The following is a 22,746-nucleotide window of genomic DNA, read 5'->3' on the forward strand; positions in this document are numbered from 1 at the left end:
GAGGTCGAGCGGTGCCAGGTCGCTCATGGACGGCACCACGATCAGGGTGGTGGAGCTGCCCGAGGTGACAAGCGCGCCGAAGATCCCCGCCTCGGCCGTTGAGCACGTCGAGCAGGCAGTGAACGGCCGCGTCGGCTTCGATACCTTGGTGGAGTGGGTCGTCGGTCTTCTTGGAGGTCCTCCTTGTCGCCGGGTGGGGCTGACGTGGCGTCACTGTCTCGTGGTCGGTGTGGGGCTCCATGGTGTCCGCCCGGCCGCGTTCAGCCGGGCGCGGCGATCGGGCGGGTCATGGGCGGGCGTTCTTGACGAACTCCCGCCGCCCAGGCGGGGCGCGTCGTAGCCGGCGTCCGCGCCGACGAGCAGGTCCGGTTCACCGGGCTGCCATTGTCCGGCCGAGATCATCCGCTCGACCAGGTCGCGTAGTTGCTGTGCGGTGGCCTGGGCCGCGTCGTCCCCTGGCGTCAGCCGGATCGCGTCCAGCGGTGCGGTCCACGAGCTGCGGCCGGGCTCAAGTGCGGTGATGACCGAGTAGGGCCGGCCCGGGACGGGGATGTGCTGGTCCTTGCCCCGTCCGTAGGTGCACAGGGTCCGCTCCGGCGAGGTGTGGGCGTCGGGCTGCAGCCAGCAGGTGATGTCGACGGCCAGGACAAGCCGGCCGTCCACTGCGCGGGGCAGCGGCACGGTCGCCAGCGCCCACCGCAGCCCATCGATGTCCAGGCGGCCGCAGGCCAGGGCGTCGTAGGGCCTGCCGTGGCCTCGCCGGTGCTCGCCCACCAGCGAGAGTTCCACCAGCGACCGGACCGGTCCGTCGGCGCACAGCACCGCGTCGGCCAGCTCGAACAGGGCATCTCCCCGCCGGATCAAGCAGTCGTAGAACTCCCCTCGGAAGCATGACAGTTCAGCGAATGCGTCCCGTCGGACGTTGTCCTGCAGCAGACTCATCCCCACGGCCTTCGTACCCAGACGAAGGCCGCTTCCCTGTGCGGCGGATACTGGTATGAGTGATCAAGTTCGACGGCTCGTTCGAGGCGATTGCTTAAAGATCAAGCTAGGGCGTGTATCGAAAGCACGGACAGGCCGGGCGGGGTGATGTCCCGGTCCGGCCCGTCCGCTCTCTGCTAAAGGTCCTGATACTGGTGTGTCGTGTGCGTGGGTGTGTAGCCGAGACCGTCGTTGACCCGTCGCATGTGCGCGTTGCTGTCGGCGGTGTCGGTCAGGAGGTCACCGAGGTCCGGATAGTCCCTGTGGGCCTGTCGGATCGACTCGGCCTTCATCCATCGGCCGAGGCCGTGACCTCGGTGCTCGGGCAGCACCCCCCTGCCGTAGTGCTGGCCGTCACCTGTGCCGTTGCCGGGGATGACGAGTTCGGTGAAGGCGGCGATCGAGCCGCAGAGTTGAGCTCGGCCGCCTCTTGACTGACCCCTGACCTGACGGCGAAACGTCGCGGCTTGCCGGGGTTTCCTCAGAAGCGATTCCCAAAGCGGATGACACGCCTGCTGATCGAACTGTCGCGCGTGTCGACCTCGTTCGGGTGATCGGGCGCTGATTGAGACATAGGGAAAGGGCCTCCTGCACAGCTCGGTGATGTCTAGTCAACTGAGCATCAGGAGGCCCTGGTGTCCCACTGTGGCGTGCCCGCCCCGTCCGCGTCTACCTTCGGCGTGTCGCCGTGCGACTGCCTCGCCCACCAGTTCGGCAACGCCGCCGACCATCCGGACCGCACCCGCCGCTACCCCTCCGACCTGACCGACGCAGAATGGGCCCTGGTCCGGCCGCTGCTGCCGGTCCCGGCCTGGATGAACGGACGCGGCGGGCGCCCGGAAGGGTACTGCCACCGTCAAATGATCGACGCCGTGCGCTCCCTGGTGGCCGAGGGCGTGCGCTGGGCGAGCCTGCCGGCCGACTTCCCCAGGTGGCGGGCCGCGTACCGGTTCTTCCGCCGCTGGCGCGACAACGACCTGATCAAGGAACTGTACGGCCGGCTGCGCGCCCGCCTGCGCGAGCTGGCCGGAAGGAAGGACGAGCCCACCGCCGCAATCATCGACTCCCAGTCGGTGAAGGGCGACGCCACCGTTCCCACCGCCTCCCGCGGCTACGACGCCGGAAAGAGAATCAACGGCCGCAAACGACACATCGCCGTCGACACTCTCGGCCTGCTGCTGGTCGTGATCGTCACCGCGGCCTCGGTCAGCGACCGCGACGCCGGCCGCGACCTGCTGGAGCGCGTGCGCGCCCGGCATCGCGCCATCACCCTGGTCTGGGCCGACGGCGGCTACACCGGCTGGCTCGTCGACTTTGCCCGCGCCGTCCTCTCCCTCGCCCTGACCATCGTCAAGCGCCCCGACGACGCATCCGGGTTCACCGTGCTGCCGCGCCGCTGGGTGGTCGAACGCAGCTTCTCTCACCTGATCCGGGCCCGACGTCTGGCCCGGGACTACGAGACCCGCACCGACAGCGCCGAAGCCATGCTCTGGTGGGCGGCGAGCATCCCCGCCACCCGGCGACTGGCCCGCCGGGGTGCCCCCGCTGCCCGCCGCCTCAGCCGGCCCGCCCCGGCCGCGGCTTGAACAACCCCGGCCCGTCCTCGCACAACCACCCGCGCTCCACCAGCCGCTTGGCACGGAACCGAGCGGCCTGTTCGCGCGCGTCACTGGCCTGCCAGCCCAGATGATCGCGCATCTGCCGGGCCCGCACGCCGCCCCCGCCACCGGCTGCGTCGTCCTGGACCAGTGCCACGATCGCCGCGCAGTCACCCGGCAGCACCGCAAGATCCAACCCCTGACGCCACGGCGGGATTTCGACCCTGGCCGCAACACCACCCGCAGCCCCCGCCACCGCGGTGTCCGGCACGCCCGACGCGGCGGCCAGGGCATCGACGACCTCCTCGCGGGCGACGGCCGCGCGCCGCACGGCCTCCTCTGCCTCCAGCACCGCCGCCCGGACCCGCTCCAGCTCGGCGCGCAACTCCTCCACTCGGGCCAGCGCGGCCCGTTCGCGTTCCTCCAGCAGCCCCAGCACCGACGGCATCCGCCACCTCCGCACACAGCGAGCGTGAACACAGCGGATCCAGCCTGCCTACCCGGCGACGACCACATGCCTGAACAGCGAAGACTTGAAGCTACGTCCGCTTTGGGAATCGCTTCTGACCATGCGCATCGACGAGCTCGCCACCGCCCTTCACGCCACTCCGAGACCCGTGTGTTCGAACCCGCATGGCGTAGGCGGCTGTCACGTCCGGACGGAGCGCATGTCCCACGGGAGCCTGCGCGCTGCTCCGGCGACACCGTCGATTCCCCCCTTCTCCCCCCTTCGACAGGCCTGACCACATCGGATCATCGCTGTCCTCGAGTTGCCGCTCCACCGGACCTGTGTCGGGATTGCTAGCGGGGAGTCGGCCTGACGACCACCGACTACCCGGGGCCGAAGCCGACCGCAGTAGCGCTGTTCAACCGACGGTTCGGGCGACCCATCAGTCGCGGCGTACCGCATCGCGACGCCGTTCAATCGCAAAGTGCGTGAAGGACGGACCAGGCGGCGGCTGGCTGGAGGACAGGGATGGCGAAGCAGGCGGCTTCCACGGGTTCCGTGACGAAGATCGTCTTCACGCTGGGGCTGGTGCTCTTCGGTCAGGCTTTGCTCGCACTGTCCCTCGTCAGTGCCCAGCAGTTGCTCGTGCCGCGGAACATGCCCTTCGGCGTGACCGGGCCGCCGTCGCCCGTGGTCGCCGAGGTGGCATCGAGGGTCGGGCTCGACCTGACCTCCTATCCAAGCCCGTCGGCTGTGACAGACGCGGCAGGCCGGGGCGAGCTGTACGGCGGGTACGTCAGCAGCGGTTCGACCGACACGCTGATCATCGTCCCGGCGAAGAGCTTCTTCGCCCAGACCGAGCTGGAGCCGGCGTTCGAGGCCGCGGCCCGCAAGCTCAACCAACCGGTCACCGTGCAAACGGTCAAGCCACTCGCGGCCAGTGACCCGGTCGGCGCCGTGACGTCACTTCTGTTGCTGCCGTTGCTGATCGGCGGCTATCTGGCGGCGGTCCTGGTCTTCAAGGCGGCCCACGGCGTCGCCGCCGCACCATGGCGCGCGGCCATCCTGGCCGGGTACGCGCTGGTGGGCGCAGTGCTGACCGACGTGATCGCCGGGTTGGGGATCGGCGCGTATGCCAGCAGCCACTTCTGGCCCCTGCTGCCGTGCTTCTGGCTCATCACCGCGGCGGTGGCGCTGGCCGCCGCCGCCGTGCAGGCCGTGGTGGGCAAGATCGGCACCCTGTTGGTGGCGCTGCTCTTCATCGCCGTCGGCGGCCCGCCCGCCGGGGGGCTCGGCACGTATCTGCTGCCGGTCTACTGGCGCAACATCGGGGTCGTCCTCCCGGCGCAGAACGCGGTCACCCTGGTCAATCACGTCCTGTACTTCGGTGGCAACGACATCACCACACCGATCGTCGTCCTGCTCCTCTACGCCGCCGCCGGAACGGCCGTCATCGCCTGGTTCGGCCGCATCCGCCCGGGCAGGACGGCCGCCCGCGCGGGCAGCGGCCCGCAAGAGACGGCGGCCACGGCGGACGGCCCTGCGGCAACCCCAGCCGACGCCCGGCGGCGCAGGATCGGTTTCCTCGTGGCGCTGGGCATCTGCGCCGTCATGCAGTGCCTGTTCGCCACCACCTACATGAGCGCCTCGCACGCCCCCAAGGCCGACAACCTGCCGTTCGGCGTGGTCGGCACCTCGCCCGTCCTGCCCGCGGCCCAGAAGGCCATCTCTTTGAAGGTCACCCAGTACTCGGACGAGGCTACGGCCAAGACTGCGATGGACGAGGCGCGGATCTTCGGCGCGCTTGTCACCTCGGGCAGCTCCACCACCCTGATCGTGGTGCCGTCCATGAGCGACCTGGCACCGCTCGACCTCGCGGTGAGGTTCGAGGAGGCGGCCAAGGCCACCGGTCAGCCGCTGACGGTGCAGCAGTACGCCCCGACCCCGCTCGTGCCCAAGGACCCGTTCGGCCTGGTCCAGGCGCTGATGCTGGTTCCGCTGCTGATCGGCGGGTACATGAGCTCGACCCTGCTCATGAGCGCCACCGGCCGGGCGGCCGGCCGCTGGCGCGCCGCCCAACTGGCCGGTTTCGCCGTGGTCAGCGGTCTGATCATCGATGTGATCGTCTGCTACTGGCTGCAGGGCTTTCCAAGCCACAAGTTCTGGATCACCTGGCCCGTCTGCACGCTGATCGTCGCCGTGGTCGCCTTCGTCGCCGCCGTCCTGCAGAAGCTGCTCGGGCCGATCGGCACCCTGGTGACGATCATCGCGATCCTCCTGTTCGGCAACCCTTCCTCCGGCGGCGCCACCGGGGTGCCGTACCTGCCCGCCTTCTGGCGCGACCTCGGGCCCTACCTGCCGCCCCGCAACGGCTACATCCTGCTCCACCACACGATCTACTTCGACGGCCACGGAACGGGCCAGGCCCTCACCGTCCTGCTCGTCTACCTGGGCGTCGCCGGCGCCGTTCTCGCCTTCCTCGACTGGCGCCGCCCCGAAGCGGAGGTTCCCACCGACGCCACCGAAGCCGCGGCCATGTCCGTCCCGATCGGCGCCGTGCCGTGAGTGCTCGCAGCTTGGCGGTCCGCCGGGCGAGGGGTGCGGTCCCGAAGGGGGTGTCCAAGCGCGTGGTGCCGGTGCTACGCGGCTCACGGAAGTCGTGTTGGCCGACCCTGTAGGGCGCGACCGAGTAGCCGGGTTGCGGCCACAGCCCGGTCTCGCACACGGCACGGGCGGGGCGGGACTCGACGACCTGCCACGCCGTCCCGCGGAGCAGGCCGTGGACGGCGTTGCCGTGCTCGGGCTCGGCCAGCGGCAGTTGCAGGTCCTCGCCGCGCCACCGGTAGCGTCCCGCACCGACCAGGTTCGGCCACGGTACGAGGATCTGACCGCGCGCCTGCGGTGATGCGGTCCTCGGCGTCGAAGCCGTGGAGCACGGCCCGACCCCCGACCGCGTACGACCGCAACGCTGCTCCGAGTTCGACGACGACGGCGACCTGGTCGCCATGCCGCAGGGTCAGCTGACGTCCGGTTCGGCTCTCATGTGGCTTTGTTCACGAGTTGCGACAGCGGATGTACGCGACTTTGAACAGCACCATGAACCGGTCGTGTTCGATGTTCACGAGAAGTGACAGCACAGCTTGATGCGGTACCGGGGTCTGATCAGCGTCGGTTGCCTCCCGGCCGGGCTCCGGTGGTCAGCCCGGGGGTGACCAGGGCGAGCCAACGGGCCCGGGCCGCGGACGGTTGGTCGGTGGGAGCGGTGGAGAACAGCAGGTAGATGTCACTGACGGTCACGTCGGGATGGATGTCGCCGTCGGACTGGCCTGCCCGGATGAGTGCGGCGACGGCGTTGCTGCCGCGGTCCTCGTCGGCGTGGTCGCCCGGCTCCGCGCCCAGCGTCCGGGCGGCCGCCTTCACGGCGCGGTCGGTGACGGACTGCTCGATGACGCGGCCGAGGAAGGCGGTCAGCTCGTCCGCGGCCCGGGCTCCGGCGGCGACGCGGGCGAGGACGGCTTCGGCGTCGTCGGCGACGCGGGCGACGCACTCGGCGACGACGGCGGCGACCAGGTCCGTCTTGGTGGGGAAGTGCCGGTACAGGGTGCCCACGGCCACGCCCGCAGCGGCTGCTATCTCGTCCATGCCGACCTCGGGGCCGTGCTGGGTGATCTGTTCACCGGCGGCGGTGAGGATCTTCCGTCGGTTGCGGACCGCGTCGGCGCGCGGTGCCCTGGCCTGGGTCACAGAACTCGCCTGCCCTTTCACTTGCATCAAGATGAACCAAGGTTCAGGATAGATGGTGAACCATAGTTCATCTTACCCGTGAGGACCCGCCATGCCCGCCAAGACCGCCCTCGTCACCGGTGCCTCCTCCGGCATCGGCGAAGCCACCGCCCTCAAGCTCAACGAGCTCGGCTACACCGTCTACGGCGCCGCCCGCCGCACCGACCGCCTGGCCAAGCTCGCCGACCGCGGCGTCCGCCCGCTCGCGATGGACGTCACCGACGAGGACTCCATGCGGGCCGGCATCGACAAGATCATCGCGGAGACCGGCCGGATCCACGTGCTGGTCAACAACGCCGGCTACGGCTCCTACGGCGCCCTGGAGGACGTGCCCCTGGACGAGGCCCGCTACCAGTTCGAGGTCAACGTCTTCGGCGCGATCCGCCTGACCCAGCTCGTCCTGCCCCACATGCGCGCCCAGCGCTCCGGCACCGTCGTCAACGTCACCTCCATGGGCGGCAAGATCTACACGCCGCTCGGCGGCTGGTACCACGGCACCAAGTTCGCCCTCGAAGCCCTCAGCGACTGCCTGCGCCTGGAGGCCAAGCCCTTCGGCATCGACGTCGTCGTCATCGAGCCGGGCGGCATCGCCACCGAATGGGGCGCCATCGCCGCCGACAAGCTGGAGAAGTCCTCCACCGCCGGCGCCTACGCCACCCAGGCCGCCGCCGTGGCCTCCTCCCTGCGCTCCGAGGCCAACGCCAACCGCAACTCCCCGCCGTCCGTCATCGCCGACGCCATCGCCAAGGCGGTCACCGCCCGCCGCCCCAAGACCCGCTACGCCACCGGCTTCGGCGCCCGCCCGCTCATCGCCCTGCGCCGCCTCCTGCCCGACCGCGCGTTCGACACCGTCATCTCCCGCGCCATCGGCCTGCCACGCTGAACCATCCGGGACAGCCAAGGCCCGCAGGGTGCTGCCGAAACTCGCGAACTGTTCGACGGCCGTCGCGGCTCAAGTGCCTCCCAAACTCGTCAACAAGTGCTGTCGCAACTCGTGAACAGAGCCACTCATGCGCGCGAAGAGCGTCTGTGTCCTTCCGCGCCGGTTCAAGCACGACAGGGAAGAACCGCCGAACCCTCCCCTGCGCCACGGTGTGGGCTTGGGCCGTTCCGGTGATGAGACCGGAGGAGGGCACTCGTCTGGCGCGCCAGGCTACCGGTCGGCCGCCCCGCGTGCTTTCGTTTGAATTCCGCGCCGCCAAGGCTCGTACACCTGCCCCGGGCGCGACCACCTGTTGATGCCTAGGGCCTTCCGCGTGCACGGCCGCAGGGCCCTTCCACATGCCCGGAGGAGAGACCATGGTGGCAGGAACGGCCGGCGCACTCCGGGGACGATGATGAAGGACCACCTCACGCCCCGACGGGTGGTGGTCATCGGTGGCGGGTTCGCCGGGCTGTTCGCCGCCCGCGCCCTGCGGCACGCCCCCGCCGCGGTCACCGTGATCGACCGCCGGGCGCACCACCTGTTCCAGCCGCTGCTGTACCAGTGCGCGTCCGGGATCCTCTCGGAGGGACAGATCGCGCAGCCGCTGCGCGGGGTGCTGCGCCGGCACCGCAATGTGGACTGCCTGCTCGCCGAGGCCACCGACGTGGACCCGGAGGCAAAGGTGGTGCGTGCGCAGCGGCCCGGCGGCGAGCCCCTGGAGGTGCCCTACGACGACCTGATCGTGGCCGTCGGCATGCGCCAGTCCTACTTCGGCCACAACGAGTACGCGGCGCACGCGCCCGGCATGAAGACCCTGGACGACGCCATCGCGATCCGGCGCCGGCTCTACCAGGCGTTCGAGATGGCGGAGACGGCCGCCGATCCGGAGGAGCGGCGGCAGTGGCTCACCTTCGCGCTGGTCGGGGGCGGTCCGACCGGGGTAGAGCTCGCCGGGCAGATCCGGGAGATCGCCGGGCACACGCTCGACCGGGAGTTCCGCGCCATCGACTCCGCGCAGGCCCGGGTGCTGCTCTTCGAGGGCTCCGACGCCGTCCTGGGCGCCTTCGGCCCCCGCCTCGCCGAGCGGGCCGCCCGGACGCTGCGGGACCTCGGGGTGGAGATGCACCTCGGCACCATGGTCACCGGCGTCGACGCGGGCGGGCTCACCGTCAAGGACCGCAACGGCGCCAGCACCCGCCACCCGGCGCGCACCGTGCTGTGGACGGCCGGCGTCGAGGCCCCGCCGATCGCCGCCGCACTCGCGCGGGCCACCGGCGCGACCCAGGACCGGGCCGGGCGCATCTCAGTCGAACCCGACCTGACCCTCGCCGGACACCCGCACATCCGCGTGACCGGCGACGTGATGAGCCTCGACCGGCTGCCCGGCCTCGCCGAGGTCGCCATGCAGTCCGGCGCCTACGCCGGCCGCGCCGGCCGCCACTCCATCGAGGGCCGCAAGCGGAAGCCGAAGCCCTTCAAGTACGTGGACCTGGGCAGTGCCGCCTACATCTGCCGCGGGAGGGCCGTCGTGAAGGTCGGCCGGATCCACCTGTCGGGCACCACGGGCTGGCTGGCCTGGCTGCTGATCCACCTGGCCTTCCTCACCGGCTTCCGCAGCAGGTTCGGCGCGGTGCTCAGCTGGGCGGTCGTCTTCGCCTCCGGCTCGCGGCGCGAACGCGCCTTCACCATGCCCGACGCGGCCGCGGCGGCACTTCCCGCCGCCGGTACGGAGCCCCCCGCACCCTCGTCCTGACACCGCCCCCGGTCGGTTCGTACCGGCCGTACCGTTGCCGTTCCCCCTCAGCCCCGCGCACGCGGGGCGGACCCATCGAGGCGCACATGCTCAGCATCGCCGCCCACCTGGCGGACACCCCTCCCCAGCTCCTGCCGGCCCGGGAACAGATGGCCTTCACCCTGGCCTCGCACATCCTGCTGGTGCCGTTCGGCGTCGCGCTGCCGTTCATCACCGTCCTGATGCACTACCGCGCGCTGCGCCGCAACGACCCGGTGGCCCTGCTGCTTGCCCGGCGGTGGTCCGCGGTGATGGCGGTGCAGTTCGCCATCGGCATCATCACCGGCACCGTCCTGTCGCTGGAGTTCGGCCTGCTGTGGCCGGGGATGATGGGGCGCTGGGGCGACGTCTTCGGCGTCGGCTTCGGCGTGGAGGCCTGGGCGTTCTTCCTGGAGGCCGTCCTGATCGCCGTCTACCTCTACGGCTGGCGCAGGCTCAAGCCGTGGACACACTGGTGGCTGGCCGTACCACTGCCGCTGACCGCGGCGATGGGGGCGTTCGGCATCATCGCGGCCAACTCGTGGATGAACACCCCTCAGGGCTTCACCCTGGACTCCCAGGGCAACCCCGTGAACGTCGACGTGCGGCAGGCGATCTTCACACCGATGTTCGGCCCCCAGTACTGGCACTTCGTGGTCGCGATGTTCATGACCGCCGGTTACGTGGTGGCCGGCGTGTACGCGGTCGGCTGGCTGCGCGGCCGGCGCGACCGCTACCACAAGCTCGGGTTCACCGTGCCGTTCACCGTCGCCGCGATCCTCACCCCCCTCCAGTTCTTCCTCGGAGACTCCGCCGCCCGCGCCGTCTTCAACAAGCAGCCGACCAAGTTCGCCGCCATGGAAATCGTCTGGAACACCGACACCCACGTGCCGGAATACGTCTTCGGCCGACTGAACGGCAACGGAACGATCTCCGGCGGGATCAAGATCCCGCAACTCGACTCCATCCTCGCCGGGTTCAAGCCCAGCACCCAGGTGACCGGTCTGACCGCCGTGTCGGCGGCCGACCGCCCCACGCCCACGCAGGCGACCATCGTGCACTGGGCCTTCGACATCATGGCCACCATCGGCAGCGTGCTGATCCTGCTCGCGCTCTGGTACGCCTGGATCTGGTGGCGTCACCGCGACCTGCCGATCAACCGCTGGTTCTTCTCCTGCGCCGCACTGGCGGGAGCCGCCTGCCTGTTCACAGTCGAATGCGGGTGGATCACCACCGAGGTCGGCCGCCAGCCCTGGATCGTCTACTTCAACATGAGGGTGTCCGAAGCCGTCACCCCCACCCATGCCGCCGGCATCTGGACGATGTTCGGCATCGTCGTCGTCCTGTACGTGGCGGTGTTCGCGTCCTTCCTGGCCGTGCTGCTGAAGATGCGGACCCGCTGGCGCATCGCCGACGAAGGCGCCGCGATGCGCGGGACGGCCGATCCCGAGACCGACACCCCCTATGGCCCCAGAGGAGAGCGTGCACCCGACAGGGCGGGCGCAGCGCGCGGCGGGTCCGACGCGACGTCCGGCGGTGCCCGATGATGGCCGACCTCATCGCCTGGCTGCTGGTGATCGCCATCGCCGCCTACGCCTGCGCCGGCGGCACCGACTACGGCGCGGGCTTCTGGGACCTGCTGGCCGGTGGCGCCGAGCGCGGCAAACGGCCCCGCTGGCTGATCGACCACGCCATGGCACCGGTCTGGGAGGTCAACAACGTCTGGCTGATCTTCATCCTGATCCTCATGTGGACGGGATTCCCCCTCATGTTCCAGGCCGTCTTCGAGGCGCTGTGGCTGCCGCTCGCCCTCGCAGCCGTCGGACAGCTGCTGCGCGGAGCCGGCTTCGCACTGCGCAAGCCGACCCACCGGATCGCCCAACGCCGGGTGTACGGCGCGGCGTTCGCGATCTCCTCGCTCCTCACGCCGTTCTTCCTCGGCGCCGTGCTGGGCGGCATCGCCTCCGGACGGGTCGCGGTGGACGTCCCCGCGTCCTCGGACGCCTGGGCCAACCCCACCTCGCTGATGGCGGGCCTGATGGCGATCGCCGCCACCGCCTACCTCGGTGCGGTGTTCCTGTGCTCCGACGCCCGGCGGTTCGGCGCCCACGACCTCGTCGACTACTTCCGCCGGCGGGCCTGGGCCGCCTTCGCGGCGCTCGTCGTCCTCGCCCTCATCGCCCTGCCCGTCACCCGGGACGACGCACGGTACGTGTGGGACAACCTCACCAGCGGCCTCGGACTCCTGATGGCGATCCTGGCCGGCGTCTGTGGCCTGGCCACCGTGCTGCTGTTGGTTCGCCGCCTCTACGGCTGGTCCCGCTACACCTCGGTGGCGACCGTGGGACTGGCCGTGCTGGCCTGGGGCTTCGCCCAGCGCCCCTACCTCCTGCCGACCTCGCTCACGGTCTCCCAGGCCGCCGGGGCCGCACACAGCCTGCGCTGGCTGGCCATCGTGACGCTCATCGCCGTCCTGCTGGTCGGCCCGGCCCTGGTACTGGTCTACCGACTCGACACCAAGGGCCGGCTGGAGCCGCTCACCGACACCGACACCTCGGCCGCACGACTCCCGGGGGACGACGCCTGACGCAGGCAGACCGTTCGGCCGTCCGTGGGGCGCGGCGGCCGGACCCACCGACGAGGACCGCCCCGCCACGAGCACCTCGGCTAGCGTCAGCCGGGGGAGCCGAATCATGGACACGGAGAGCACTGATGGACCGCTACCCCCCTATCGCCGATCACGGCCTGGTGGGCGACCTCCAGACCGTCGCCCTGGTCTCCTCCAAGGGTGTGCTGGACTGGTTCGCCGCCCCCCGGGTCGACTCGCCCAGCATCTTCGCCGCCCTACTGGACCACGAGCGCGGCGGCCACTTCCGCATCGGCCCCGACAGCGGGGACATCACCTACCGGCAGCTGTACTACCCGGACACCGCCGTCCTGGTCACCCGCTTCATGTCCCCCGAGGGCGTCGGCGAACTCATCGACTGGATGCCGCCCAACACCTCCGGCAGCCCCACCGACCGGCACACCGTCGTCCGCGCGATCCGTGCCGTCCGCGGCACCGTCACCTTCACCCTCGACTGCCGGCCGCGTTTCGACTACGGCCGAGCAGAGCACGAACTCCAGCTCGACGAGCGGTACGCCGCCTTCCACGCCCCCGGCATCGCCTGCCACCTGCGCACCACCTTCCCGGTCGCACGCGCCGGCGACGACGTCGCGGGCACCGTCACGCTCAACGCCGGCCAGGCCGCCGGCGCCGTGCTCACCGTCTGCGCCGCCGACGGCGCCTCGCCGCCCCCCATGAACGAGGAGGAGATCACCGAGTCCCTGTGGGACAGCGTCAACTTCTGGCAGCAGTGGGTCCGCACCGCCAACTACCGCGGACGCTGGCCCGACATGGTCCGCCGGTCCGCGATCACCCTCAAGCTGCTCACCTACCACCCGACCGGCGCACCGATCGCCGCCGCCACCATGGGCCTGCCGGAGCAGGTCGGCGGCGAGCGCAACTGGGACTACCGCTTCACCTGGGTGCGCGACGCCTCGCTGTCCGTACGCGCGCTCCTCGACCTCGGCTTCGCCGACGAGGCCGGTGCCTACACCCGCTGGCTCGGCGACCGGCTCCACGATCGACTGGAGATGCCCGGCGAGCGGCTGCAGATCATGTACCGCGTCGACGGCGACCCTGAGTTGAGCGAGGAGATCCTGGAGCACTTCGAGGGGTACCGCGGCTCGTACCCCGTCCGCGCCGGCAACGCCGCCATGGACCAGCTGCAGCTCGACATCTACGGCGAGGCGCTGTACGCCATGGCGGAAGGACGCGAGGTGGGGATCCAGGCCGGCTACCGCGGCTGGAAGGCGACGGTGAAGACCCTCGACTGGCTCGCGGACAACTGGGACCGGCCCGACGAGGGCATCTGGGAGACCCGCGGCGGCCGCAAGGACTTCACCTACAGCCGGGTGATGACCTGGGTCGCCTTCGACCGCGGCATCCGCCTGGCCGAGGAATTCAGCCGTCCCGCCGACATCGTCCGCTGGCGCAACACCCGCGACGCGGTCCTCGAGCAGATCATGACCAAGGGCTGGAGCGAGACGGAGCAGGCGCTCGTCCAGCACTATGACGGCGACGTCCTGGACGCCTCCCTGCTGCTCGTCCCCCGGGTCGGCCTGCTCGCGCCGCGCGACCCGGCCTGGCTGTCCACCCTCGACGCGATGGACCGCAAGCTCGTCTCCGACAGCCTGGTCTACCGCTACGATCCCGCCGCCTCGCCCGACGGCTTGCGCGGTTCCGAGGGCACCTTCAGCCTCTGCACCTTCCTGCACGTCGACGCGCTCGCCCGCGCGGGGCGGCTGCGGCAGGCACGCTACTCCTTCGAGAAGATGCTCACCTACGCCAACCACGTCGGCCTGTTCGCCGAGGAGATCGGCCCCTCCGGCGAGCAGCTCGGCAACTTCCCTCAGGCCTTCACCCACCTCTCCCTGATCATGGCTGCCAGAACCCTGGACGACGCACTGGACGGGAAGCAGGGTTCTGAGTGACCGTGGACCCCACCACCGCCGCGGTCGGCGCCGCCGAGTTCCGCTCGCTGTACCGGCGGCTGCGCCGCGACCGGGCGGACGGCGCCCTCGCCGAGCTCACCCCGGAGCGGGTGGCGGCGGCTGCCCGCGAGGTGCGGGCGGGGCTGCACGTCTCGCTGGCCGCACCGGTGGAGACCGGCCCCGGGCCGGACAACCCCGAACCCGCCGTCCACCGGATGACCGGCGCGGTGGCCGGCCGGGTGCCCGACGAGGGCCTGGCCTTCGCCCGCGACCACATCGCCATGAACGTGCACGGCGACGCCGACAGCCACCTGGACGCGCTCTGCCACGTGGTCTACGACGGAACACTGCACGGCGGCGTCGACGCGGACACCCTCACCACCCATGGGGCCGACGCACTCTCCGTGGACCTGGTCCGGGACGGCATCGTCGGCCGCGGCGTCCTGCTGGACGTCCCGCGGGCACGAGGGGTGCCCTGGCTGGAGCCCGGCGAGCAGGTGGGCGCCGACGAACTGGCCGCGGCGGAGGCCGCCCAGGGAGTCCGGGTCGGTCCGGGCGACCTGTTGTTCGTCCGGGTCGGACACCGCCGCCGCCGGGCCGAGCACGGCCCCTGGGACGCCTCGGCGGCCCGCGCGGGACTCCATCCGAACGCCATGGAGTTCCTGGCCGAACGACGGGTCGCGGTTCTCGGCAGCGACGGCAACAACGACGCCGCACCGTCCCCGGCGGAGGGCGTGGACTACCCCGTCCACGTCCTCGCCGTGCACGCCATGGGCCTCCACCTGCTGGACTACCTGCAGTTCGAGGACCTCGTGCCGCTCTGCGTGCAGGAGCGACGCTGGTCCTTCCTGTGCGTGGTCGCGCCGCTGCGGCTGCCACGAGCCACCGGCTCCCCGGTGAACCCGATCGCGATCCTCTGACGGTCACTCACGCCCGTCCCGGCCGGGGCCCGACCCGCAACGCGTCAACCCCGGCCGGAGGAGACCACATTGGCCAGCGGTTCGCCGGCGGCGTACCGCATCAACTGCGACCGGACGAGCGCCAGTGCGCGCGGGCGGAAGGCCGAGGTGGTGGCGGCCACGTGCGGGGTGATCAGCGTGCTCGGCGCCATCCACAGCGCGTGCCCCGGCGGGAGCGGCTCCGGATCGGTGACGTCCAGTGCCGCTGCCAGGCGCCCGGCACGGAGCTCCGCGACCAGCGCTGCCGTGTCGATCACGGCTCCGCGACCGACGTTCACCACCACGGCACCGTCCCGCAACCGCGCCAGGAACCCGGCGTCGACCAGACCCCTCGTCCGCTCGGTGAGTGGCAGGGTCAGCACCACCGCGTCGGCCCGCGGCAGCAGCGACGGCAGCTCCGCCGTCGCGTGCACCGGCCCGAGCGGCGCCTGCCGGGCCGTACGGGCCACCCGCAGGACCTCGCACTCGAACGGGGTGAGCCGGGCCTCGACGGCGGCGCCGATCGCTCCGTAGCCCAGGACCAGGACCGTCCGGTCGGCCAGCGCCGGGCGGAAGCCAGCAGACCAGTGCTGCGCCTGCTGCGCCCGGACGAGTTCGGGGATCCCCCGCAGTGCGGCCAACAGCAGCGTCACCGCGTGCTCGGCCGTGCTCGTGTCGTGCACCCCGCGGGCGTTGCAGAGCGTGACACCCGCGGGCACGTACGGCAGCAGGTTCTCCACCCCCGCACTCAGCGACTGAACCACCCGCAGCGCCGGCAGCCGATCCAGTACGGGCAGCGCCGCGCGGGTGCGGGTGTACGGGACGACGAAGAACTCGACGGCCTCCATCGCACTGTCGGCCGGAGCAGGGCCGCGGCCGTCCCAGACCAGGGCCTGCCACCCCTTGGGCAGGGCGCCGAGCTCCGGCGGCGCGTACGGCAGCATCACCCGCATCGCCGGGGCCCCGGTGGAACCCTCGCCGGCAACCGTCATGCTGGCCTCCGTGCCGGCCCGACCGGTGGACCGCGCCGGTGCGCCTGGCGGCGGTCGGGCCTCCAGGGGGTGAGAGTGGAGACTCACCCGTGTCCCCGCAGCAATGGTCCCGCAGCCGACCCGAGGAGGCCCGCCGACCATGACCGGCGTAGCTCTCGGCAACCGCGTGGTGGTCGTGATGGGGGTCTCCGGGTGCGGCAAGACCACCGTCGGCCGCCGGCTGGCGGACCGGCTCGCCGTGCCGTTCCTCGACGCGGACGATCTCCACTCGGCCGCCAACCGAGCCACGATGGCCTCCGGGCGCCCCCTGGACGAGGCCGACCGCCGCCCCTGGCTCGAGGCCGTGTCGGAGTGGATCCGCACGGCAGCGGACCGCAGCGGCGGCGTCCTCGCGTGCTCGGCGCTGCGGCACGCCTACCGGGCCCTGCTGCGGCCGCCCGGCGCCGACGTGTGGTTCGTGCACCTGTCGCTCGACCCCGCCCTGGCGCTGCAGCGGATCTCCGCCCGGAAAGGGCACTTCATGCCGCCGGAGCTGCTGGACTCGCAGTACCGGACGCTGGAGCCGCTCGGGGCCGACGAGCCAGGAGTCACCGTGGACGCCTCCGGGAGCACGGAGCGGACCGTGGAGGCGGCGCTGCAGGCCCTGGCCCGGCCCGCCCACCCGGCCGATCCGATCCACCGGTCCCAGCCCTGAGGTGCCACCCGGCCCGGCCGGTTGTAGCGTGCAAAGGACGGGACCGGTCCTGCCGACGCGGTGGTGCGTGATGCGACCCGCACCGCGACGGTCACCGGGGGGTCGGCGCAGCAGGGCCGGCAACGACTCCAGATCGGAAACTCTCCGTGGCAGGCGCTCAGCACTACGACGTCATCATCATCGGCACGGGCGCGGGTGGTGGCACCCTCGCACACCGGCTGGCCCCGACCGGAAAGCGCATCCTGATCCTCGAACGCGGTGACTACCTGCCCCGCGAACGGGACAACTGGGACTCCACCGCGGTGTTCGTCAAGGGCAAGTACCGTGCCCCCGAGTACTGGTACGACAAGGACGGCAAGGAGTTCCCGCCCGAGGTCAACTACTACGTCGGCGGGAACACCAAGTTCTACGGGGCCGCGCTCTTCCGCCTGCGTCCCGAGGACTTCGGGGAGTTGCAGCACCACGACGGGATCTCCCCCGCGTGGCCGATCGACTACGCCGACCTGGAGCCGTACTACTCGCAGGCCGAGCAGCTCTACCTGGTCCACGGCCGGCACGGGGAGGACCCGACCGAAGGTCCGGCGAGCGCCGACTACCCCTTCCCGCCCGTCGAGCACGAGCCGCGCATCCAGCAGCTCAGCGACGACCTGGAGAAGCACGGGCTGCACCCCTTCCACCTGCCGATCGGCGTGAACCTGATCCAGGACGAGAAGGGCCGGGCTGTCCACGGCAGTGCCTGTATCCGCTGCGACCGGGTGGACGGATTCCCGTGCCTGCTGGGTGCCAAGTCCGACGCTCAGGTGCTCTGCGTGGACCCGGCCCTGGAGCACGACAACGTCACGATGATCACCCGGGCCGACGTGCGCCGGCTGGAGACCGACCCCACCGGCCGGACCGTCACCGGCGTGGTCGCCGAACTCGGCGACGGCAGCACCGAGACCTTCGCCGCGGACGTCGTGGTCGTCGCCTGCGGTGCCGTCAACTCCGCCGTTTTGCTGCTGCGATCGGCCGACGACCGGCACCCGGACGGACTGGCCAACAGCTCCGGCCAGGTCGGCCGCAACTACATGCGGCACAACAACCTGGCACTCATGGCGGTCTCCAAGGAGCCGAACCCCACGGCGTTCCAGAAGACGCTCGCCATGAACGACTGGTACCTCGGCGCCGACGACTGGGACTACCCGCTCGGCGGCATCCAGATGCTCGGCAAGTCCGACGCCGAGCAGATCCACGGCGAGGCACCGCGCTGGGCCGGCGCCGTCTCGCCTGACATGCCCTTCGAGGTGCTCGCCCCCCACGCCGTCGACTTCTGGCTCTGCGGCGAGGACCTGCCCCGCCCCGACAACCGCGTGACCCTGGACGCCGACGGAGGCATCCACCTCGCCCTGGACGAGAAGAACAACACCGCCGGACTCAAACGGCTGCGCCACAAGCTCCAGGGGATGCTGGGCCAACTCGGCATGCACCCGCACCACCTGCTCTCGCACAGCATCTACCTGCACAAGGGCATGCCGATCGGCGCCACCGCCCACCAGGCCGGCACCGTCCGCTTCGGCACCGACCCGGCCGCGTCCGTCCTGGACGTCAACTGCCGCGCCCACGACGTGGACAACCTCTACGTCGTCGACACGTCCTTCTTCCCCAGCATCGGGGCCGTGAACCCGTCGCTCACCGCCATCGCCAACGCGCTCCGGGTGGGCGACCACATCGCCGACCGGCTGCGCTGACCACCGGACCACCCGGACCAACGAGAGAGTTCACGATGACGACACAGCAGATGGACGCCCTGGTCATCTTCGGGGCCACCGGCGACCTCGCCAAACTGGAGACCTTCCCCGCCCTGGTCGGCCTGGTCGAACGCGGCGTCCTCGACGTCCCGATCGTGGGCGTGGCCAAAGCCGGCTGGGACCTGCAGCAGTTCCGGAACTACGCCGAGGCCTCGCTCACCCTCAACCACATGGACCCCACGTCCCCCGCCGCGACCAAGATGCTCGGCCTGCTGCGCTACGTGGACGGCGACCTCGGCGACGACGCCACCTACCGTGCGATGTCCGAGGCCATGGGCAGCGGCGGGCGGACCCTGTACTACCTGGAGGTTCCGCCGCCGTTGTTCGGCCGGATCGCCCAGGGCATCGCCACCGCCGGCCGGGCCAAGGACGCCCGCATCATGGTCGAGAAGCCCTTCGGCACGGACCTGGCGAGCGCCCGCGCCCTCAACGCCACCATGCACGAGCACTTCCCCGAGGACGCCATCTACCGGGTCGACCACTGGCTCGGGCTCGACCCCGTCGAGAACGTCCTGTTCGCCCGCTTCGCCAACTCGGTGCTCGAGCCGCTGCTCAACCGGAACCACGTCGAGAGCATCCAGATCACCATGGCCGAGGCGTTCGACGTCTCCGACCGCGGACGGTTCTACGACCGCACCGGCGCGATCCGCGACGTGATCCAGAACCACATGCTCCAGGTCCTCGCCACCGTCCTGGCCGACCCGCCCTCCGGACACGGCCTGTCGGCCTGGCGCGACTCCAAGGCCCTCGCCGTCGCCTCGCTGAGGCCGCTCACGCCCGAGCACATCGTGCGCGGCCAGTACGACGGCTACCTCGACGTCGACGGCGTCGACCCGAAGTCCACCGTGGAGACCTTCGCCGCGATCCGGCTCGCCGCCGACTCCTGGCGCTGGGCCGACGTGCCGATCCTCATCCGCGCCGGCAAGTGCCTCCCGGTGACCGCCACCGAGATCAGCATCCGGTTCCGCGGCGCCCCTCACGACGTGTTCGGTCTGCGGCCGGCGCCGGCCACCAACATGCTCCGCTTCCGGGTCTGGCCGGAGACCCAGGTGGCGCTCACGCTGGCCGGAAAGGCGCCCGGCGGCGGCTGGCGGGCCAACCACGAGGAGCTGACCTTCAGCCAGATTCCCGGCTCCGACATGCGCCCCTACGACCGGCTCATCGGCGCCGCCCTCGACGGTGACCGCTGGCTGTTCGCCCGTCAGGACACCGTGGAAGCCGCCTGGCGCATCGTCGACCCCGTGCTCGGCGACGCCGTCCCGGTCCACCCGTACGGCCGCGGCACCTGGGGGCCGAAGGAGGCCGACACCCTGCTGCCGAACGGCGACACCTGGTACGACCCGGCTGGCTGAGCCGGCCCACCGGCCGCCGCCCGAGGGGCCCGTGGTGCCGTGTGCGCCACCGGCGCCCCTCGGTGGCAGGAGGAACTCGGATGGACCTGGTCCACTTTCGAATGGTGACGCCGCCCTCGCTCACCGAGCGGACGATCGATTTGCTCGCCGCGGACCGTCGCGTCCTCAACCTGGTGGTCCTGCGGTCGGCGTCGAACGCGCCGGACGGTGACGCGCTGGAGTGCGACGTCATGAAGGGCGCCGCGAACGACGTGCTGGGCGGCTTGCGGGACCTGGGGATCGACCGGTCGGGGTCCATCGCCGTCGACGACGTCGAGATGATGTTCTCGCGGCACGCGGAACGGATCGAGGCCGACCAGCCCAGCCTCCTCGTGCACACGCCGCTGTGGGCCGCGGTCGAGGCGCACATCCGGGCGGAGGGAACCTACCTCCCCTCCTTCTACCTGTTCCTGGTCATCGCCGGCGTCATCGGGTCGGTCGGCATCATGTCGAACTCCCAGATCCTCATCGTGGCCGCGATGGTGGTCGGCCCCGAGTACAACGCGATCGTCAGCGTCGCGCTGGGGATCGACCGCGGTAACCGGCGCCGGGTCCGCGAGGGTGCACGCGCACTGACGGTCGGGTTCCTGCTGGCCATCGTCGTGTCGCTGGCCTTCGCGGGGTTGTCCCGGGCCCTGGACCAGGAGTCCGATGCGTTCAAGCACGGCCTGCGGCCGGTGTCCCAGCTCATCGACACACCCGACTTCTTCTCGCTGGTCGTGGCCGCCCTCGCCGGTGTGGTCGGCATCGTCTCGCTCACCGAGGCGCGGGCGAGCGCGCTCCTCGGCGTCTTCATCTCGGTGACCACGATCCCGGCCGCCTCGGACATCGCCGTCTCGGTCGCCTTCGCCGACTGGCACGAGGCCCGGGGCTCGTTCTTCCAACTCCTCCTGAACGTGCTCGTACTCGTGCTCGTCGGCGTCCTCACCCTCCGCCTGCAGCGGCGATTCTGGCAGCGAGCCGGGCGGCGCACCGACCCCGAGGGCGACTGACTGGCTGACCGGCACGGACTGCGTCCCCGGCCGCCGTCGGACGGCCCACGCGGTCAGCCGCCGCTGCGCGCGCCGTCCGACGGTGCAGGGTGCGGCGCCGGCCCGAGGAGGAGCAGGGTGTCGTCCTTCGCCGGCTCGGTGGCCTGCCCCCGGGTGACCGGCTCGAGTCGGCCGTCGGCCCTTACGACGAAGAGCAGTTCATGGCCCGGGGGGAGCGGGTTGGCGGCGGGCTGCAGGACGAAACGGGCGCCCTGCTCGTGGCGGGCCTGCAGCGCGTCGCGGACGAGGGCGGGGGCGAAGAGCACCCGGCCGCCGGTGAACGGGGCGACGATGCCCTGACCGCCGGGGGGCGGCCCGACCCGGTACACCGGGCCGTCCAGACTGGCCTGCACGACCACCGAGGCAAGCGCGTTCAGGTCGTCGTCGTCCGTGAGCAGCAGCGCCGCCGTGACCCCCTCCAGCCGGGCCCGGGGGTCGGTGGCCGTGGCGAGGAGTTCGCCCGCGGCCAGCTCGATTCCCGCCGCTCTGATCCGTTCCCGCTCCCCGGGGTCACCGGCCCACATGATCACTTCCAGGCCGGCCGCGCGGAGCGACTGCGCGAGGTCGATCACCCACGGGGAGGCGCCCACCAGCAGGGGCCGTGAGCGTGACGAGGCGCCGACGCCCAACCAGGTAGCGACCGGCCGGGCGGTCAGTGCGTAGACCAGGACGGTTCCGACGATCACCAGGAAGGTGATCGGGAGGATCTTGTCGGCACCGGGCAGGCCCTGGTGCGCGAGCGAGGCCGAGAACGTCGCGGCGGTGGAGGCAGCGACGATGCCCCGGGGCGCCATCCAGCCGATGAAGGCCCGCTCCCCGCCGTCCACAGCCGTTCCGGCCGCCGCGACGAGTGACACCAGCGGCCGGACCACCAGGACGAGCGCGCCGACGAGCACCAGCGAAGGAACCAGCACCGCGGTGACGGACTTCGGGGAGACCGAGGCCGAGATGGAGATGAACAGGAGGCCGATGGTCAGCTGAACGACCGTCTCGAAGAACGGGCGGCGCGCCGGCATGTCGAACCCGGGCAGGTTCGACACGGCGATGCCGGTGACGATCGCCGCGATCAGGCCGGTGTCGTCCAGGACCATGTCGCAGCCCGCAGCCACCGCGACGACCGTGGCCAGCTGGGCGAGTGTGCCGAGCGTCTCGCCGAGCCGCAGCTTGCGAAGGGTCAGCCACAGCAGTGCAACACCGACCGCGCCGCCTGCCAGCCCGACGGCCATGCTCCCGAGGAACCCCCCGAACCGGAAGCCGTGGCTGCTGTTCTGGGCCCGGACGATGATGTGGAACACGACCGCCCCCAGGATTCCGCCGAGCGGGTCGACGAGGGTCCCCTCCCAGGTCAGGATCCTCCGAACCCGGTCGGCCGGCCTGGCATTGTCGAGCAGCGGGCCGACGACGGTCGGCCCGGAGACGACAAGGATGACACCCGTCATGGCCGCCACACCGACCGGGACGTCGAACAAGGCGACGACCAGCCCCAGAGCGGCTCCGGCGGTGATGGGGATCCCCAACACGATCAGCCGTGACACCACACTGCGGGTCTCGCCCTTCAGCTGCTGCGGATCGAGTCCCAGCCCCGCGTCGTAGAGGATCACGGCCACCCCGAGCGACACCAGGGCCGTGAAGTCCGGCACGAGGTTGGCCGGGCGGACCACCTCCGTGAGGGCCCCGGCCGCGAACCCGACCGGCAGCAAAACGATCAGCGACGGCACGCGCAGTCTGCTCGCCAGGATCTGCGATCCCACGGCGAGAGCGACGGTCAGGCCGCAACCCAGTAGGATCTGGTCCTCCGTCACGTCGGTCCAGGGCTTGCGTCGTGGGGGCGGCCCTCGTCGAGGTGCTTGATCGCCCTGCGCATGTCGTCG

Annotated in this window: 17 protein-coding genes and 2 pseudogenes; 12 read left to right on the plus strand and 7 right to left on the minus strand. The window is 71.2% G+C overall.

All coding sequences use genetic code 11. From position 1 onward, the window contains the following. Positions 1-210: 210 nt before the first annotated feature. Positions 211-942, minus strand: a complete 732-nt coding sequence (locus MCM47_RS28995; RefSeq protein WP_255752950.1) for a transposase — start codon at positions 940-942, stop codon at positions 211-213. Positions 943-1,118: 176 nt separating this feature from the next. Continuing rightward, positions 1,119-1,388, minus strand: a pseudogene (locus MCM47_RS29000) (GNAT family N-acetyltransferase); the annotation flags it as partial. A 228-nt stretch (positions 1,389-1,616) separates the two neighbouring features. On the opposite strand from MCM47_RS29000, the gene MCM47_RS29005 reads away from it, so the two are divergent. Further along, positions 1,617-2,567 carry an IS5 family transposase gene (locus tag MCM47_RS29005; RefSeq protein ID WP_238864640.1) on the plus strand — a complete coding sequence of 317 codons (951 nt, stop codon included), beginning with the start codon at positions 1,617-1,619 and terminating at the stop codon, positions 2,565-2,567. On the opposite strand, the gene MCM47_RS29010 is transcribed toward MCM47_RS29005, so the two are convergent. Continuing rightward, entirely contained in the window at positions 2,539-3,027 is a 489-nt protein-coding gene (locus MCM47_RS29010) for a hypothetical protein (protein ID WP_238864104.1), read from the minus strand. The two genes, MCM47_RS29005 and MCM47_RS29010, sit on opposite strands and share 29 nt — an antisense overlap. Positions 3,028-3,585: 558 nt before the next feature. Here MCM47_RS29010 and MCM47_RS29015 point away from each other — a divergent pair. Further along, entirely contained in the window at positions 3,586-5,592 is a 2,007-nt protein-coding gene (locus MCM47_RS29015) for a hypothetical protein (protein WP_238864641.1), read from the plus strand. Between the two features lie 160 nt (positions 5,593-5,752). On the opposite strand, the pseudogene MCM47_RS44150 reads toward MCM47_RS29015, so the two are convergent. Beyond that, positions 5,753-6,034: pseudogene (locus MCM47_RS44150) on the minus strand (hypothetical protein); the annotation flags it as partial. A gap of 155 nt (positions 6,035-6,189) precedes the next feature. Then, positions 6,190-6,771: a TetR/AcrR family transcriptional regulator gene (locus tag MCM47_RS29020; RefSeq protein ID WP_238864642.1), complete on the minus strand. Its 582-nt coding sequence runs from the start codon at positions 6,769-6,771 to the stop codon at positions 6,190-6,192. A 91-nt stretch (positions 6,772-6,862) separates the two neighbouring features. Between MCM47_RS29020 and MCM47_RS29025 the strand changes: the two genes are divergently transcribed. The 6 genes from MCM47_RS29025 to MCM47_RS29050 all read left to right on the plus strand — a co-directional run bounded on the left by MCM47_RS29025 (position 6,863) and on the right by MCM47_RS29050 (position 14,962). After that, positions 6,863-7,693 (plus strand): oxidoreductase, encoded by an 831-nt coding sequence (locus tag MCM47_RS29025; protein ID WP_238864643.1) that lies wholly within the window; start codon positions 6,863-6,865, stop codon positions 7,691-7,693. A 451-nt stretch (positions 7,694-8,144) separates the two neighbouring features. Next, a complete protein-coding gene (locus MCM47_RS29030) occupies positions 8,145-9,488 on the plus strand; it encodes an NAD(P)/FAD-dependent oxidoreductase (protein ID WP_238864644.1) in 1,344 nt (447 codons plus the stop codon). Between the two features lie 86 nt (positions 9,489-9,574). Then, positions 9,575-11,053, plus strand: a complete 1,479-nt coding sequence (locus tag MCM47_RS29035) for a cytochrome ubiquinol oxidase subunit I (RefSeq protein WP_238864645.1) — start codon at positions 9,575-9,577, stop codon at positions 11,051-11,053. Beyond that, complete coding sequence (locus MCM47_RS29040) at positions 11,050-12,093, plus strand: cytochrome d ubiquinol oxidase subunit II (protein WP_238864646.1); 1,044 nt, start codon at positions 11,050-11,052, stop codon at positions 12,091-12,093. The genes MCM47_RS29035 and MCM47_RS29040 overlap by 4 nt, the downstream gene beginning before the upstream one ends. 125 nt (positions 12,094-12,218) lie before the next feature. Further along, the gene (locus tag MCM47_RS29045) at positions 12,219-14,042 is read left to right on the plus strand and encodes a glycoside hydrolase family 15 protein (RefSeq protein WP_238864647.1); all 1,824 of its coding nucleotides are present in this window, start codon (positions 12,219-12,221) and stop codon (positions 14,040-14,042) included. Further along, positions 14,039-14,962 (plus strand): cyclase family protein, encoded by a 924-nt coding sequence (locus MCM47_RS29050; RefSeq protein ID WP_374209226.1) that lies wholly within the window; start codon positions 14,039-14,041, stop codon positions 14,960-14,962. The genes MCM47_RS29045 and MCM47_RS29050 overlap by 4 nt, the downstream gene beginning before the upstream one ends. Positions 14,963-15,006: 44 nt before the next feature. On the opposite strand, the gene MCM47_RS29055 is transcribed toward MCM47_RS29050, so the two are convergent. After that, positions 15,007-15,972, minus strand: a complete 966-nt coding sequence (locus tag MCM47_RS29055; protein ID WP_238864648.1) for a 2-hydroxyacid dehydrogenase — start codon at positions 15,970-15,972, stop codon at positions 15,007-15,009. Between the two features lie 139 nt (positions 15,973-16,111). On the opposite strand from MCM47_RS29055, the gene MCM47_RS29060 reads away from it, so the two are divergent. The 4 genes from MCM47_RS29060 (at position 16,112) to MCM47_RS29075 (ending at position 20,836) form a co-directional block, all read left to right on the plus strand. Beyond that, a complete protein-coding gene (locus tag MCM47_RS29060; protein ID WP_238864649.1) occupies positions 16,112-16,666 on the plus strand; it encodes a gluconokinase in 555 nt (184 codons plus the stop codon). A 146-nt stretch (positions 16,667-16,812) separates the two neighbouring features. After that, positions 16,813-18,393 (plus strand): GMC oxidoreductase, encoded by a 1,581-nt coding sequence (locus MCM47_RS29065; RefSeq protein ID WP_238864650.1) that lies wholly within the window; start codon positions 16,813-16,815, stop codon positions 18,391-18,393. Positions 18,394-18,428: 35 nt separating this feature from the next. Beyond that, entirely contained in the window at positions 18,429-19,805 is a 1,377-nt protein-coding gene (zwf, locus tag MCM47_RS29070; protein WP_238864651.1) for a glucose-6-phosphate dehydrogenase, read from the plus strand. 80 nt (positions 19,806-19,885) lie between these two features. Beyond that, positions 19,886-20,836, plus strand: a complete 951-nt coding sequence (locus MCM47_RS29075) for a DUF389 domain-containing protein (protein ID WP_238864652.1) — start codon at positions 19,886-19,888, stop codon at positions 20,834-20,836. A gap of 53 nt (positions 20,837-20,889) precedes the next feature. On the opposite strand, the gene MCM47_RS29080 is transcribed toward MCM47_RS29075, so the two are convergent. Beyond that, positions 20,890-22,677 carry a sodium:proton antiporter gene (locus MCM47_RS29080; RefSeq protein WP_238864653.1) on the minus strand — a complete coding sequence of 596 codons (1,788 nt, stop codon included), beginning with the start codon at positions 22,675-22,677 and terminating at the stop codon, positions 20,890-20,892. Between the last annotated feature and the right edge of the window lie 69 nt (positions 22,678-22,746).

Source organism: Kitasatospora sp. A2-31, assembly GCF_022288725.1.
GTDB lineage: Bacteria > Actinomycetota > Actinomycetes > Streptomycetales > Streptomycetaceae > Kitasatospora.

Coding starts and splice junctions, on each gene's coding strand:
- MCM47_RS28995 (WP_255752950.1), bottom strand. CDS start 942: ATGAGTCTGCTGCAGGACAACGTCCGACGGGACGCATTCGCTGAACTG.
- MCM47_RS29010 (WP_238864104.1), bottom strand. CDS start 3,027: ATGCCGTCGGTGCTGGGGCTGCTGGAGGAACGCGAACGGGCCGCGCTG.
- MCM47_RS29025 (WP_238864643.1), top strand. CDS start 6,863: ATGCCCGCCAAGACCGCCCTCGTCACCGGTGCCTCCTCCGGCATCGGC.
- MCM47_RS29030 (WP_238864644.1), top strand. CDS start 8,145: ATGATGAAGGACCACCTCACGCCCCGACGGGTGGTGGTCATCGGTGGC.
- MCM47_RS29035 (WP_238864645.1), top strand. CDS start 9,575: ATGCTCAGCATCGCCGCCCACCTGGCGGACACCCCTCCCCAGCTCCTG.
- MCM47_RS29040 (WP_238864646.1), top strand. CDS start 11,050: ATGATGGCCGACCTCATCGCCTGGCTGCTGGTGATCGCCATCGCCGCC.
- MCM47_RS29045 (WP_238864647.1), top strand. CDS start 12,219: ATGGACCGCTACCCCCCTATCGCCGATCACGGCCTGGTGGGCGACCTC.
- MCM47_RS29055 (WP_238864648.1), bottom strand. CDS start 15,972: ATGACGGTTGCCGGCGAGGGTTCCACCGGGGCCCCGGCGATGCGGGTG.
- MCM47_RS29060 (WP_238864649.1), top strand. CDS start 16,112: ATGACCGGCGTAGCTCTCGGCAACCGCGTGGTGGTCGTGATGGGGGTC.
- zwf (WP_238864651.1), top strand. CDS start 18,429: ATGACGACACAGCAGATGGACGCCCTGGTCATCTTCGGGGCCACCGGC.
- MCM47_RS29075 (WP_238864652.1), top strand. CDS start 19,886: ATGGACCTGGTCCACTTTCGAATGGTGACGCCGCCCTCGCTCACCGAG.